Source organism: Microbacterium paraoxydans, assembly GCF_018224615.1.
Classification (GTDB): Bacteria; Actinomycetota; Actinomycetes; order Actinomycetales; family Microbacteriaceae; genus Microbacterium; species Microbacterium paraoxydans_B.
Genome location: NZ_JAGTUK010000002.1, coordinates 826,839 through 841,547, shown reverse-complemented (window position 1 = coordinate 841,547; position 14,709 = coordinate 826,839). Strand labels below are relative to the sequence as shown.

The window sequence follows — 14,709 nt, the reverse complement described above, 5'->3', positions numbered from 1 at the left end:
GGACGCATGGCGTCATCTCCGCTCGGACGGCCGACCCGCGGCACGACCGGGACGAATCGACTGCGTCGCAACGACCGCTGGATCGCCGCAAGCCCGGCGCTGCGGCGGGCCAGAGACCCGCTGGTCGTCGACCTCGGCTATGGCGCGAGCGGCGTCACAGCGCTCGAGCTCGCGGCGCGTCTACGCCGTGCCCGCCCGGACGTCGCCGTCGTGGGGCTGGAACTCGACCCGGAGCGCGTCGCGACCGCGAAGACACAGCTGGCGGAGGTGCGCGCCGGCCGCACACCGTTCCCCGCCGACCTCGATGTATCGTTCTCGCGCGGGGGGTTCGAGGTGCCGTTGCCCGGTGGGCGGCACCCGGCGGTGATCCGGGCGATGAACGTGCTGCGGCAGTACGACGAGGGGGAGGTCGCCGCCGCCTGGCGCACCATGGCCGACCGCCTCGCGGCGGACGGGCTGCTCGTGGAGGGCACGTGCGACGAGCTCGGACGCGTGTCCAGCTGGGTCGACGTGACGGCCGACGGCACGGCCGTGCGCTTCACGCTCTCGCTCCGGCTGGCCGACCTGGAGCGACCGAGCATCGTCGCGGAGCGGCTGCCCAAGGCGCTGATCCATCGCAATGTTCCCGGGGAACGCATTCACGCATTGCTCGAGGATCTCGACCGCGAGTGGGACCGCGCCGCGCCCCTGTCGGCGTTCGGGTCCACGCAGCGCTTCGTCGCGGCGGCGTCCGCATTGCGCGATGCGGGTTGGCCGGTGCTCGGCGGAAGCAACCGGTGGCGGCTCGGCGAGCTCACGGTCCCGTGGGCCTCGGTCGCTCCCCGCGTGGACGCCTGACCTCCGACGGGGGCATTCCGATGTTCTGCATGAGCCCTCTGCCCGACGGGTAACGTCTTACACGACACAGAGACGCACGGTGGCGTCGCTTGAGGCAACGCTGCCGTAGGACAGGAGCATCGATGGCCACCACAGACGCACATCAACCGCACGACACCGGCACGGAGCGGGAGAACGAACGGGAGCGCCTGGGCGACGTCGCCACGTCGGTCCAGGACTTCTCGCACGAACAGCACGGGTACAAGGCGGCGCTGAAGGGGCGACATCTGCAGATGATCGCGCTGGGAGGGGCGATCGGCACCGGTCTCTTCATGGGTGCGGGGGGCCGACTCCACTCCGCGGGCCCTCTGCTCGCCGTGTCCTATCTGGTGTGCGGGGTCTTCGCGTTCTTCATCCTGCGCGCGCTCGGCGAGCTGGTGATCCATCGGCCGTCGTCCGGGTCGTTCATCTCGTACGCGCGCGAGTTCTACGGTGAGAAGCTCGCGTTCGCCGCCGGCTGGCTTTACCTCCTCAACTGGGGCATGGTGGCGATCGTCGACTCGACCGCCGTCGCGCTCTACGTCCACTACTGGTCCGCGTTCCGCGTCCTCCCCCAGTGGCTCGTCGCCCTCATCGCCCTCATCGTCGTCGTCGGACTCAACCTCGTCTCGGTGCGGCTCTTCGGCGAAATGGAGTTCTGGTTCTCCATTGTGAAGGTCGGAGCCCTGGCACTCTTCCTCGTCGTGGGCATCGTGTTCCTCGCCGCGGGCTGGCACACGGATCAGGGACCGACCGGGCTCGCGATGCTGGCCGCACACGGGGGCTTCATGCCGGAGGGCATACTGCCCGCCGTCATCGTCATGCAGGGCGTCGTGTTCGCCTACGCCTCCATCGAGCTGGTCGGGACCGCAGCGGGAGAGACGCAGGATCCGGAGAAGCTCATGCCCCGCGCCGTGAACTCCGTGATCCTGCGCATCGGCGTGTTCTACGTAGGGTCGGTGCTGCTCCTCGCTCTTCTGCTCCCTTACACCGTCTATCAAGCAGGCGAGAGCCCGTTCGTCACCTTCTTCTCCCACATCGGCGGGCCCGAGGTCGGCGCTGTCGCCGGCAGCGTCATGAACTTCATCGTCATCACCGCCGCCGTGTCCGGTCTCAACGCCGGCCTGTACTCGACGGGGCGCGTCTTCCACTCGCTCGCGTCGTCGGGCGCCGCGCCCCGCGTGGCCGCCCGCATGAGCAAGCGCGGCGTCCCGGTGGCCGGCATCGTCTTCACGGCGATCTTTGCCCTCGGGGGCGTCCTCCTGAACGCCGTGGTTCCGGAGAGCGCCTTCGAGATCGTCTTGAACCTGTCGGCGCTCGGCATCATCACCGCGTGGGGGACGATCATCCTGTGCCAGCTGCGACTGCAGAAGCTGGCTGCCCTCGGAAAGCTCCAGCGTCCCGCGTTCCGACTCTTCGGAGCGCCGTTCACCTCGTACCTCACGCTCGCCTTCCTGGCGTCGGTGGTCGTGCTCATGGCACTCGACTACCCGACGGGCACCTGGACGGTCGGCAGCCTCGTGGTGGTGATCCCCGCCCTCATCGGAGGATGGTTCCTCGCCCGCCGCCGCATCCTCGAGTACGCGGCAGCGCGGTCGGGGCACACGGCCCCGCACCCCACGCTCTAGGCACGAGCGAGCGAAGCCTGCCGGCCCGGGGCGGGGCCTCGCTGCTCAGCCGCGCTGATCGACGTCCCGCGGGTCCGGCGCGGACGGGCGGCGAGACAGGCGCGTCAGGCGGGGCACGTCGGCGGTGGCACCCGCATCCGCGGGCACGATGACCTGTTGCGAAGCCGCGATGTCCACACCGTCGGCACGCACCACGAGATCACCGACCGGCGCCCGACGTGACAGGATCGCGAGCGCGATGGGGCCCTCCTCGTGGTGCCGAGCGACCGAGGTGACGTGCCCGACCTCGTCTTCGCCCGCGAACACCGGGGCACCGGGCTCGGGCAGCACCGCGTCGCTGCCGTCGAGGTGCAGTGCGGCGAGCCGGCGCGGCGGATGGCCGAGGTTGTGCACCTTGGCCACCGTCTCCTGTCCGCGATAGCAGCCCTTGTTGAGGTGCACCGCGCTGCGCAGCCAATCGGACTCGTGCGGCAGCGAGCGCTCGTCCACCTCCGATGCCCAACGCGGTCGCCACGCCGCGACGCGCAGCGCCTCGGCGGCCAGGAGCCCCGCCACCTCACCGTCGGTGAGGGCTGCCGCGAGCTCGGGCACATGCTCGTGCGGAATGATCGCGATGCGCCAGGCCAGATCGGCGCCGGGATGCTCCGGGGTCTCCGCGTATTGGTGCCCACCCGCACCGACGTGCTGCCAGGGGTCGACCCACACGAGCGCACCGTCGATGCGGCGGATCCGCTCGGATGCGGGGCCGCCGTCCACGAAGCCCACCAGGGCGACGTCCTCGCGGACCTCGACCGCGGCCTGCGTGCGGAACTTCATGCGGACCAGCCAGGTGGCCAGAGCATCGGCGTCGGCCGCGTCAACGATCAGCCAGGTCGCGGCACCGTCGTCGACGACGCCCGCCGCATGCTCCACCCGCCCCTGCGGATCGAGGACCAGCAGCTCCGTGCTCTCGCCTGGGGCGAGGTGCCCGACCGCCTGCGACGTGATCGAGTCGAGCCAGCCGAGGCGCTCGGGGCCCGCCACCTCGATCACGGCGCGATCGTCGAGCGGGACCAGGGCCTCCCCCGCGGCAAGCCAGCGCTGTTCACGGAAGGGATCGCCGAAGTGCGCCACGCCGCCGTCGCCGAGGACCGCGCCGCTCCGCTCGTCGAATGCGCCCATTCCGCTCCGCCTCTCTTCGCTCACACCCGCGCGAGGCGGGCCGAGGCATGTGCGCGCAGCGGTGTTCCGAGCGCAGAGATGTCCCACGCCCAGAGCAGGTGGCCGTCGACCAGGCCGTACATGCGCGATGCCGAGCCGTACTCCTTGGTGCCCGCTCCGCGCACGATCGCATCGGAGGACAGGTCGACGCGGGGACCGTTGATCTCGCCGAGGTAGTACTCGACCACGCCGTCCGACCGGGCGATCGAGACCTCCAGCGGGAACGCGCCGTTCGGGGCACGCAGTTCCTCGACGTCGTCGACGGTGCGGGCGACGGGTGCGGCCGTGGGGGGAAGCAGCGCCGGACCGGCGTCGGTCGCGGCAGCCGGACGCGCGAGCCGCCAGAAACCGGACTCGGCGGTCAGCGGGATCGACACGGACTGCTCGTCGCCCGTGAACGTCGCCGTCGCGGCGTAGTTCAGGAAGGGCCCGCCGTCATGGCTGAAGCTGACGCGGTGGGTGAACTCGCCCTGCAGACGCTCCTCGCCGACCGGGTAGTCGATCACACCGGTGCCCTCCCAGACCCCGATCAGCCACGCGAGCGGGGCCAGGTCGGCGGGAAGGTCGGTCGGGAGCTCGATCACGATCTCGTCAGCGCTGGCCGCGGAACAGGTTGCGCAGCACCACGGCCGACACGAAGACGATCGCCAGGCTCGCGAGGCCGAGAAGGCCGATGAAGAAGATTTCGAGCGCCATGATGTCCATGAATCCACCATACCGCGCCGGATCGGCGTCAGGACGGGATGAGCGCCGCCAGCCCGAACCCGATCGAGATCACGCCCATCAGCAGCAGAGACCCGGTCACGCTGCTCGCCACCCGGAAGATGAATCCCTGCGTGCGGCCGTACCAGAGCTGCACCGCGAAGGAGAGGAGCACGATCGCGCCGAACCCCACGAGCATCCACGGGATGCGCCACTCCTCCGACGCGAAGATGCCGATCAGGATCGTGCCGACGAACGCCGCGGCCCATACGACGATCACGCCGGTGAAGGCGTTGCGCGGAGCGAGGGCCGGTTCTGACATGTCACCATTCTTGCGCATCCGCGGCCGCTATCATGGCGGCACGGCGTCGATCCCCCCGCCGGTGAGGAGTGCGCGTGGCCCTGGTCCTGGTTCTGACCAACGCTCCCCTCTCGGAGCAGGTGCTCCCCGCGCTGGAGCTGCTCAGCCATCGCACCCGCCAGATCCCCGCCGAACCGGCGCAGCTCGTGAACGCCCCCGAGTACGACGTGGTGATGGTCGATGGGCGGCACGACCTCGTCGGCGCGAAGTCGCTGTGCCGCCTGCTGCGTGCCACCGGCCAGCAGGCGCCTCTTCTGCTCGTCGTCACGGAGGGCGGCATGAGCGCGGTGTCCGGAGACTGGGGCATCGACGACGTGCTGCTCGCCGCGGCCGGACCCGCCGAGATCGACGCGCGCGTCCGCCTCGCGATCGCCCGTCGCGACGAGGTGACCGAACCCGCCCGCGTGCAGGCGTCCGGCATCACGATCGACGAGCAGTCGTACTCCGCCAAGCTGCACGGCAAGCCGCTCGACCTCACCTACAAGGAGTTCCAGCTGCTGCACTTCCTCGCCACCCATCCCTCGCGCGTGTTCACCCGCGAGCAGCTGCTCAGCGAGGTGTGGGGCTACGACTACTTCGGCGGCACCCGCACGGTCGACGTGCACGTGCGACGGCTGAGGGCCAAGCTCGGCGATCAGGAGCAGATCATCGGCACGGTCCGCAACGTCGGCTACCGCTTCAACGTGTACGAGGACGAGAGCCTCGTCGGCGCGGGGTGACGGGGCGTTCACACGCCCGACACCTCCCGGTGCTTAGATGTACCCCATGATCGATCCCGCACTCGCCGACGCCGGGCTCGGTGACGCCGAAGACGACGACTTCGACGCTCTCGAGTCCCCCGACTCGCAGCTCCCCGACCATCGGTACCTCGATCGTGAGCTGAGCTGGCTGGCGTTCAACCAGCGCGTGCTGGAACTCGCCGAGGACCCGACGCTGCCCGAGCTGGAGCGCGCGAACTTCCTGGCGATCTTCGCGAGCAACCTCGACGAGTTCTTCATGGTGCGCGTCGCCGGACTCAAGCGACGCATCATGACCGGCCTCGCGGTGCCGACGAACATCGGCCGCTCCCCGATCGACGCACTCGCCGACATCTCCCGCGAGGCCCACGCGCTGCAGCTGCGGCACGCAGCCGCGTGGACCAACCTGGTGCGCCCCGCCCTGGCCGACTCCGGCATCGAGATCACCGAGTGGTCGGATCTCACGGACGACGAGCGCAGCGCCCTGTCCGAGTACTTCGGCGCGCAGGTGTTCCCGGTCCTCATGCCGCTGGCGGTCGACCCCGCCCACCCGTTCCCCTACATCTCCGGCCTGTCGCTGAACCTCGCGATCCGCATCCGCAACGCCCGCACGGGCCGCCAGGAGTTCGCGCGGCTCAAGGTGCCGCCCATGCTGCCGCGCTTCGTCGAGGTCCCGTCCACCGGTGAGATCAAGCGCTTCCTGCGTCTGGAGGAGCTCATCGCCAATCACCTGGGCGACCTGTTCCCCGGCATGGAGGTGCTCGACCACCACGCGTTCCGCCTCACCCGCAACGAGGACGTGGAGATCGAGGAGGATGAGAGCGAGAACCTGATCCAGGCGCTCGAGGCGGAGCTACTGCGCCGCCGGTTCGGCCCGCCGATCCGTCTCGAGATCACGGACGACATGGACGACGTCACGATGGACCTGCTCGTGCGCGAGCTCGACATCACCGACCTGGAGGTCTACCGCCTCCCCGGACCGCTCGACCTGCGCGGCCTATTCGACCTGTCGCGCATCGACCGACCCGACCTCCGCTACCCGCCGCACCTGCCCACGACCGCGGTGGCGTTCCAGCCTGCAGGGTCGAGCAATCGCGCCGACATCTTCAAAGCCATCCGCAAGTCCGACGTGCTGGTGCACCACCCGTACGAGTCGTTCACGACCAGCGTGCAGGCGTTCCTGGAGCAGGCCGCGCGCGACCCGCACGTGCTCGCGATCAAGCAGACGCTGTACCGCACCTCGGGTGACAGCCCGGTCGTGCAGGCGCTGATCGACGCCGCCGAGGCCGGCAAGCAGGTGCTCGCGCTGGTCGAGGTGAAGGCGCGGTTCGACGAGGCCAACAACATCGTCTGGGCACGCAAGCTGGAGAAGGCGGGCGTGCACGTGGTCTACGGGCTGGTCGGGCTGAAGACCCACTGCAAGCTCGCACTCGTGATCCGCGAGGAGGACGGGCTGCTGCGGCACTATTCGCACGTCGGAACGGGCAACTACAACCCCAAGACCAGCCGGATCTACGAGGACTTCGGGTTGTTCACCGCCGATGCGCAGGTGGGCAAGGACCTCACCCGGCTGTTCAACGAGCTGAGCGGCTACGCGATCGAGAAGAAGTTCAAGCGCCTCCTGGTCGCCCCGCTGCACCTGCGGAAGGGGCTCATCCGGCTGATCGACGCCGAGCGCCGCAACGCGGAGGCCGGGGTACCCGCCCACATCCGCATCAAGGTCAACTCGATGGTGGACGAGGAGATCATCGACGCGCTCTACCGCGCCAGCGCCGCCGGAGTGAAGGTCGACGTGTGGGTGCGCGGCATCTGCAGCCTCCGCACCGACCTCGAGGGGATCAGCGAGAACATCACCGTGCGCAGCATCCTCGGACGCTACCTGGAGCACTCGCGCATCTTCGCGTTCGAGAACGGCGGCGACCCGCAGGTCTACATCGGCAGCGCCGACATGATGCACCGCAACCTCGACCGCCGCGTGGAAGCGCTCGTGCGCGTGACCGACCCCGCCCACCTCAAAGAACTCACGGCGTTCTTCGACCTCGCGATGGACGACCGCACGTCGTCGTGGCACCTCGGTGCCGACGGCGTGTGGGAGCGCCACGCCGTGAACGCGGACGGCCGGCCGCTGGTCGACCTGCAGGATAAGACCATGGGGATGATCCAGCGGCGCCGCCGGGCGCGGGCGGTCCGATGACGACACGGCAGCTCCAGCTCCCCGACGACGTCGCCCGCTCGAAGTGGGCGGACAAGGCCGTGTACGCCGCGGGCGCGGTGGTCTGGCGGCTGATCGACGGCAAGCTCCGCATCCTGCTGATCCACCGCACCAAGTACCGCGACGTGACCCTTCCCAAAGGCAAGGTCGACCCCGGGGAGATGCTCGCGGAGACCGCCGTGCGCGAGGTTCACGAGGAGACGGGCATCCGCGTCTCCCTCGGCGTGCCGGTCGGCGTGAGCCGCTACCTGCTCGCGTCGCGCAAGCAGAAGGTCGTGCACTACTGGGCGGCGGAGGCGACCGACGACGCCATCCGGGCCTCCACGTTCGTGCCCAACCGCGAGATCGCCGCGCTCGAATGGGTCAGCGTCAAGAAGGCCCGCGCCGCGCTCAGCTACCCGGTCGACCACGAGATCCTCGACGCGTTCGCGGCACTCGTCGACGACGGCGTGCTGCGCACCTTCCCGGTGATCGCGCTCCGGCACGCGAAGGCCCTCCCCCGTTCGGAGTGGGACGGCCCCGACGCCGCGCGCCCGCTCACGGAGCGCGGCCGACGCCAGGCCAAGGCCATCGTCGGACCGCTGCGGGCGTTCGGCGTGCGCAAGCTCGTGACGAGCGACGCCGTGCGATGCGTGCAGACGGTCGCGCCCCTGGCCAAGGCCCTCGACCGCAAACCCGTGAAGACCGAGAAGATCAGCCAGGACGCCTGGGAGGACGGCACCTCCGACCTCCGCTCCGTCGTCGGGCGGCGCATCCGGTCCGGCAAACCCGCCGTGCTGTGCAGCCACGGACCCGTGCTGCCAGGACTGCTCGCCGAGATCGCCCTCGCCACGGGCACCGTCCACGGCTCGTACGTCAGCAGCGCCGCCGACCTGGAGACCGGTGCGTTCTCGGTCGTGCACGTGTCGGCGACCAACCCCGGCTCCGGGATCATCTCGATCGAGACCCACGCACCCAAGGTCTGACGGCGCGGGAACCCGCTCGGCGCCTGGGATCGACGCCAGAGCGTCGCCCGTCGTTCACCTGCCGTTCACCTGCGCGGGAGAGTCTCGTTAACCGTCGCCCCTAGCGTCACTGTGTGCCCTGCACCGGGCCCCAACCCTCCACGATCGAAGGATCCACAGTGAAGATCTCCCGAATCGCACGAATCGGCGCCATCGGCGCCGTCGCCGCTCTCGCACTCGCCGGCTGTGCCGCGAACGAAGGCGGCACCGGCGGCTCCACCGGCGAGCCCAGCGACTCCACGCTCTCCGGCACCATCGACGCGACCGGAGCGTCGTCGCAGACCGCCGCCCAGGAGGCGTGGGTCGCCGCGTTCCAGACGGCCAACCCCGACGTCACGGTCAACTACGAGCCCACCGGCTCGGGCACCGGCCGCGAGAACTTCCTCGAGGGCGGCAGCAACTTCATCGGCTCCGACCGCGCGTTCAACGACGAGGAGATCGCGGCCGGCGGCTTCGGCGCCTGCACCAGCGACGACATCGTCGAGGTGCCGCTCTACATCTCGCCCGTCGCCGTCGCCTTCAACCTCGAGGGCATCGACACGCTCAACCTCGACGCCGCCACCATCGCGGGCATCTTCGCCGGCACCATCACCACGTGGAACGACCCGGCCATCACCGCGCTGAACGAGGGCGTCGAGCTTCCCGACCTGGCGATCTCGCCCGTGCACCGCTCCGACCCCTCCGGCACGCAGGAGACGTTCGCGAAGTACCTCAGCGCGACCGCTCCCGACGTGTGGACCTACGAGGTCTCGGACGAGTGGCCGATCCAGGGCGGCGAGGCCGCTCAGGGCACCTCGGGCGTGAAGCAGGCCATCACCGCCGGCAACGGCGCGATCGGCTTCCTCGACGCCTCGCAGGCCGACGGACTCGGCCAGGTCGCCGTGGGCGTGGGTGAGGACTTCGTGCCGTACTCGGCCGAGGCGGCAGCGAAGCTCGTCGAGAGCTCGCCGCTCGCCGAGGGCCGCGGCGAGGGTGACCTCGTCTTCGACGTCGACCCCGCCGCCGCCTCCGACGGCGCCTACCCGATCGCCCTGGTCAGCTACCTCATCGGCTGCGAGCAGTACGAGGACAGCAACATCGCGGAGCTCGTGAAGGCCTACTTCACGTACATCGCGAGCGCCGAGGGCCAGGACGCCGCCGCGGAGAACGCCGGCAGCGCCCCGATCTCGGACGGGCTGCGCGAGCAGGTCCAGGCCGCGATCGACCTGATCAAGGTCGGCTGATCCTGCCGATCCGCTGACCGACGGTGCCCCCGCGTCCCACACCGGGCGCGGGGGCTCCGGCAGGTCGGCACCCGATCCATCTCACCCGGCCCGAAACAGGGAGATCATGAGCACGACCGCGCAGGAGCCGACAACGGCACCGGCACCGACACCGGCGCCGCCCGCACCGATCAAGGCCAAGCAGCGACTCGGCGACCGGGTGTTCTCCGGCACCGCGCTCGGGGCGGGGATCATCATCCTCGTCGTGCTCGCGCTCGTCGCCGCCTTCCTCATCATCCAGAGCCTCCCGGCCTTCCAGCTCGACACGAGCGACAACCACATCCTGCGCGGCGAGTCGTTCTGGGTGTACGTCTGGCCGCTGGTCTTCGGCACGCTGTGGGCGTCCTTCATCGCCCTCATCATCGCGGCGCCCATCGCCATCGGCATTGCGCTGTTCATCTCGCACTACGCCCACCGCCGGCTCGCGGCCGTGCTGGGCTACATCATCGACCTGCTCGCGGCCGTCCCGTCCGTGGTCTTCGGCCTGTGGGGCGGGCTCGTGCTCGCCCCGCTGCTGCAGCCGATCTACGTCTGGCTCAACGAGAACGCCTCCTGGGTGCCGTTCTTCGGCGGGCAGGTCTCCGCCACCGGGAAGACCATCCTGACCGCGGCACTCGTGCTCGCCGTGATGTGCATCCCGATCATGACCGCCATCTGCCGCGAAGTGTTCCTCCAGACGCCGAAGCTGCACGAGGAGGCCGCGCTGGCCCTCGGGGCGACGCGCTGGGAGATGGTGCGGATGGCCGTGCTGCCCTTCGCCCGCGGCGGCATGGTGTCCGCCGCGATGCTCGCCCTTGGCCGCGCGCTGGGCGAGACGATGGCCGTCACCATGGTGCTCTCCCCCTCGGCGGTCGTGAGCTTCCTGGTGCTCACCGCCACGAACCCCACGCCGATCCCCGCGAACATCGCCCTCGCCTTCCCGGAGGCGCACGGCACGGGCGTCAACACCCTCATCGCGACCGGCCTCATCCTCTTCGTCGTGACCTTCGCGGTCAACGCCGTGGCGCGCTGGATCGTCGCCCGCCGCGCCGAGTTCTCGGGAGCGAACTGACATGACCGTCCTCACCAGCGCTCCGAACGCCACGAGCAGCGCCTCCCTGACCTCCGGACGCCTGCCGAAGTGGGCCCCGTGGGCCCTCCTGGGCGTGTCCTTCCTGGTCTCCGCCGCCGTCTTCGGCGTCGCCGCCGCCGGGGCGGGAACGCCGCTCGCCGACTTCAACATCGCCGGCACCGTGGTCGTCGGCATCCTGCTCTACATGGTGATCATCACGGTGATCTCCGCGATCGCCGAGAGCCGCCGCAAGGCCGTCGACCGGCTCATGACCGCGCTCGTGGCCACGGCGTTCCTGATCGCCCTCCTGCCGCTCGTGTCGCTGCTGTGGACCGTGGTGGCCAACGGCATCGAGCGCTTCGACGCCGAGTTCTTCACCTACTCCATGCGCAACGTGGTGGGCGACGGCGGCGGCATCGTGCACGCCATCTGGGGCACCGTGCTGATCACGCTCACCGCGACCGTCATCTCCGTCCCGATCGGGCTGATGACGTCGATCTACCTGGTGGAGTACGGCCGCGGGAAGATCGCGAAGGCCATCACGTTCTTCGTCGACGTCATGACGGGCATCCCCTCGATCGTCGCCGGTCTGTTCATCTACGCCGTGTTCGCACTGCTGGTGCGGCCGGGCATCTCGATGGGCTTCATGGGTGCGCTCGCCCTCGCCGTGCTGATGACCCCGGTGGTCGTGCGCGGCAGCGAGGAGCTGCTGCGGATCGTGCCGAACGAACTGCGCGAAGCCTCCTACGCGCTCGGCGTGCCGAAGTGGCTGACCATCCTCAAGGTCGTGCTGCCCACCTCGATCGCCGGCATCATGACCTCCGTCATGCTCGCGATCTCCCGGGTGATCGGTGAGACCGCCCCGCTGCTGCTGACCGCCGGTTTCACGCAGAGCCTCAACACGAACATCTTCAACGGCCAGATGATGACCCTCCCGGTGTTCGCCTACAACCAGTACATGAACCAGGGCACCAACCCCGACGCCGCCGTCGCGCGCGCCTGGGCCGCCGCCCTCACCCTGATCCTCATCGTCATGGTGCTGAACCTCCTCGCGCGTCTGATCGCGAAGTGGTTCGCCCCGAAACTCTCCGGCCGCTGAGCCCGAACCTCAGAACAGGAACCCACGTGTCCAAGAGCATCGAAGTCAACGACCTCAACGTCTACTACGGCAACTTCCTCGCCGTCGAAGGCGTGTCCCTCGACATCCAGCCGCGCAGCGTCACGGCCTTCATCGGCCCGTCCGGCTGCGGCAAGTCCACCTTCCTGCGCACCCTCAACCGCATGCACGAGGTGATCCCCGGTGCGCGCGTCGAGGGCGAGGTGCTGCTCGACGGCAAGGACCTGTACGGCCCCGGCGTCGACCCCGTGCTGGTGCGGCGCCAGGTCGGCATGGTGTTCCAGCGCCCGAACCCGTTCCCCACGATGTCGATCAAGGAGAACGTGCTCGCGGGCGTGCGCCTCAACAACAGTCGCATGTCGAAGAGCGACCAGGACGACCTGGTGGAGAAGTCGCTCACCGGCGCCAACCTGTGGAACGAGGTCAAGGACCGCCTCGACCGCCCCGGCTCCGGGCTCTCCGGCGGTCAGCAGCAGCGCCTGTGCATCGCTCGCGCGATCGCCGTGTCGCCCGAGGTCCTGCTGATGGACGAGCCGTGCTCCGCGCTCGACCCCATCTCCACCTACGCGATCGAGGAGCTGATCGGCGAGCTCAAGAACGAGTTCACGATCGTGATCGTGACGCACAACATGCAGCAGGCGTCGCGCGTCTCCGACAAGACCGCGTTCTTCAACATCGCGGGCACCGGCAAGCCGGGCAAGCTCATCGAGTACGACGACACCACGTCGATCTTCACCACGCCGTCGGTGCAGGCCACCGAAGACTACGTCTCCGGCCGCTTCGGCTGAACCGGCGCACGCACGAGGGCCCGGGTGCTGCGGCATCCGGGCCCTTCGCCGTACATCGGACCCGGTCAGTCGCGCGGAGAGAGCAGGTACGCGTTGAGCTCGTCCGTGAGCGCCAGGTCCACCGGCAGCGGCGTGCCGTCGACCGCCGTGACCGGTGCCGCGAGCCGCACGCTCGACACCAGCCACGCCGCATCCGCCGCGGTGAGGTCTGCGGCGGGGATCCGGTCGTAGCCCACGTCGAAGCCGCGCGCGCTCAGGTGCTCGTAGACGCTCAGCTGCGTGGTGCCGTGCAGGATGCCGCCGTTGGGCGCCGGGGTCGTGAACCGGTCGCCGAACCGCAGGATGAGCGAGGCCGTCGGCGCCTCGAGCACGAACCCGTCGCTCGACAGGAACACCGCGTCGTCCGCCCCGCGCCGCTGGGCCTCGCGCAGCGCCGCCATGTTCACCGCGTACGACAGCGTCTTCGCGCCGAGCAGCAGCCAGGGCGCGCGCTCGGCCGCGCCGAGGTCGTACCCGCGGTCGAGGGTGACCACCTTGACGCCCTCGCGTCGCACGGCTGAGAAGTCCGCGGCCGGAGCGGCCGTGACCCACGCGGTCGGGGTCGGCCCGTGCTCCACGCCGCGGCTCAGGATCAGCTTGATCACCGACTCCCCCGCTTCGAGCCGGGCGGCCGCGTGCTGCACGGCCTGCCGCCACTGCTCCAGGTTCGGCGCCGGAAGGTCGCACAGGCGCGCCGAGTGCGCCAGCCGCTCCAGGTGCGGCACGACCTCCTGCGCGTGGCCGTCGACCACGCCGATCGACTCGAACACGCCGTCGCCCCTCTGCGTGCTGAGCTCGCCGACGCTGAGCGCGGGAGCGGCCGCATCCACGGCGGTGAAGGTGTCGGTGTAGTCGTCGCGCTGCTCGTCGGCGGCGACGGGGTCGAGCATGAGGGCGAAGCGTCGGGTCATGCCACGAGCCTAGAACGACGGGAATACCTGTCGCGCACTCGCGTTACACTGGAGTGGCCGGGCCGCATAACCCCGGGCTCCAATTTTCGCCGCTGCGAGCGGCCTTCCGCCGAGAGGCGTTCTTGCGGCCCGGTCTTTTCGTATCCGGGACGCGGAACACCGAGCGTGGCGCGCGGCCGCGGATCAGGCCAGCGCGCCCATCCGCCACAGCGCCGCGGACGCCGACAGGTCTTGCGCATAGCTGCTCAGCCGCAGAGCCCGCGTGGTCAGCTCGCTCGCACGGGCAGGCTCCGTGGCCTCATAGTCGTCCGCGGTGTGCGTGGCCCCCGAGGCCTGCACGCGGCAGAACGCCGCCGCCCGGTCGAGCGCCACCGCGAAGTCGCCCCGGAAGGCTCCGCGCAGGATCGTGTCGATCAGCGCGACCAGTTCGGCGGGGCTCGCCGGCACCGGGGCGCCCGCCACCACCGCATCCGCGGACGGCAGCTCCACGCGTCCGCGGTCGTACAGGAGCGCCGCGGTCGCCGGGTCTCCGTGGATCGCCAGCTGCAGCACGTACAGGCGCCACAGCGACCCGGGCAGCGTGCGGGACGGCGCGGTGGACCACAGCTCCGCGATCTCGTCGATACCGTGCTCGCGCGTGAACGCGATCAGCCGTTCCACGCTCGCGCCCGTCTCGTCCTCGCGCACCCGGGTGAGCAGCGCGGAGGCCGTGGCGTGCGCGACCCTGGTCTCCTCCGCGGGGTCGCGCGAGCCCACGATGTTGTCGAAGGCGGTGGTGGGGCGGCGCACGGGCCGGTGGTGCTGCTCGGGCATCCCTCCAGGGTACGCCCCGGTGCCGCGAC

14 protein-coding genes are annotated in these 14,709 nt (G+C 70.0%); 9 read left to right on the top strand and 5 right to left on the bottom strand.

What is annotated here, in order from left to right:
- Window positions 1-6: 6 nt before the first annotated feature.
- Together KE274_RS09805 and KE274_RS09800 are read left to right on the top strand one after the other, a co-directional pair.
- On the top strand, window positions 7-837 hold the full coding sequence (locus KE274_RS09805) for a class I SAM-dependent methyltransferase (RefSeq protein WP_211543200.1): 831 nt from the start codon (window positions 7-9) through the stop codon (window positions 835-837).
- Window positions 838-959: 122 nt separating this feature from the next.
- Entirely contained in the window at window positions 960-2,483 is a 1,524-nt protein-coding gene (locus KE274_RS09800) for an amino acid permease (RefSeq protein ID WP_211543198.1), read from the top strand.
- 45 nt (window positions 2,484-2,528) lie between these two features.
- Here KE274_RS09800 and ygfZ read toward each other — a convergent pair whose 3' ends face one another.
- From ygfZ to KE274_RS09785, 3 genes are all read right to left on the bottom strand, one after another.
- A complete protein-coding gene (gene ygfZ, locus KE274_RS09795) occupies window positions 2,529-3,644 on the bottom strand; it encodes a CAF17-like 4Fe-4S cluster assembly/insertion protein YgfZ (RefSeq protein ID WP_211543196.1) in 1,116 nt (371 codons plus the stop codon).
- A 20-nt stretch (window positions 3,645-3,664) separates the two neighbouring features.
- The gene (locus KE274_RS09790; RefSeq protein WP_211543194.1) at window positions 3,665-4,267 is read right to left on the bottom strand and encodes an FABP family protein; all 603 of its coding nucleotides are present in this window, start codon (window positions 4,265-4,267) and stop codon (window positions 3,665-3,667) included.
- 149 nt (window positions 4,268-4,416) lie between these two features.
- Window positions 4,417-4,707 (bottom strand): hypothetical protein, encoded by a 291-nt coding sequence (locus KE274_RS09785; RefSeq protein WP_211543192.1) that lies wholly within the window; start codon window positions 4,705-4,707, stop codon window positions 4,417-4,419.
- A gap of 74 nt (window positions 4,708-4,781) precedes the next feature.
- Between KE274_RS09785 and KE274_RS09780 the strand changes: the two genes are divergently transcribed.
- From KE274_RS09780 to pstB, 7 genes are all read left to right on the top strand, one after another.
- A complete protein-coding gene (locus tag KE274_RS09780) occupies window positions 4,782-5,465 on the top strand; it encodes a winged helix-turn-helix transcriptional regulator (RefSeq protein ID WP_211543190.1) in 684 nt (227 codons plus the stop codon).
- A gap of 46 nt (window positions 5,466-5,511) precedes the next feature.
- On the top strand, window positions 5,512-7,677 hold the full coding sequence (locus KE274_RS09775; protein WP_211543188.1) for an RNA degradosome polyphosphate kinase: 2,166 nt from the start codon (window positions 5,512-5,514) through the stop codon (window positions 7,675-7,677).
- Complete coding sequence (locus KE274_RS09770) at window positions 7,674-8,660, top strand: NUDIX hydrolase (protein ID WP_211543186.1); 987 nt, start codon at window positions 7,674-7,676, stop codon at window positions 8,658-8,660. Before KE274_RS09775 ends, KE274_RS09770 begins: the two co-directional genes overlap by 4 nt.
- Before the next feature lie 158 nt (window positions 8,661-8,818).
- On the top strand, window positions 8,819-9,922 hold the full coding sequence (locus KE274_RS09765; protein WP_211543184.1) for a phosphate ABC transporter substrate-binding protein PstS: 1,104 nt from the start codon (window positions 8,819-8,821) through the stop codon (window positions 9,920-9,922).
- Between the two features lie 106 nt (window positions 9,923-10,028).
- Window positions 10,029-11,012: a phosphate ABC transporter permease subunit PstC gene (gene pstC / locus KE274_RS09760; protein WP_211543182.1), complete on the top strand. Its 984-nt coding sequence runs from the start codon at window positions 10,029-10,031 to the stop codon at window positions 11,010-11,012.
- Between the two features lies 1 nt (window position 11,013).
- Window positions 11,014-12,111: a phosphate ABC transporter permease PstA gene (gene pstA / locus KE274_RS09755; protein WP_211543180.1), complete on the top strand. Its 1,098-nt coding sequence runs from the start codon at window positions 11,014-11,016 to the stop codon at window positions 12,109-12,111.
- 26 nt (window positions 12,112-12,137) lie between these two features.
- Window positions 12,138-12,917 (top strand): phosphate ABC transporter ATP-binding protein PstB, encoded by a 780-nt coding sequence (pstB, locus tag KE274_RS09750; RefSeq protein WP_211543178.1) that lies wholly within the window; start codon window positions 12,138-12,140, stop codon window positions 12,915-12,917.
- Window positions 12,918-12,982: 65 nt separating this feature from the next.
- Here the strand turns inward: pstB and KE274_RS09745 are convergent, their stop codons facing one another.
- Window positions 12,983-13,867 (bottom strand): aminodeoxychorismate lyase, encoded by an 885-nt coding sequence (locus tag KE274_RS09745; RefSeq protein WP_211543176.1) that lies wholly within the window; start codon window positions 13,865-13,867, stop codon window positions 12,983-12,985.
- A gap of 183 nt (window positions 13,868-14,050) precedes the next feature.
- Window positions 14,051-14,680, bottom strand: coding sequence for a DNA-directed RNA polymerase subunit beta (locus tag KE274_RS09740; RefSeq protein ID WP_211543174.1), 630 nt, complete (start codon window positions 14,678-14,680; stop codon window positions 14,051-14,053).
- Between the last annotated feature and the right edge of the window lie 29 nt (window positions 14,681-14,709).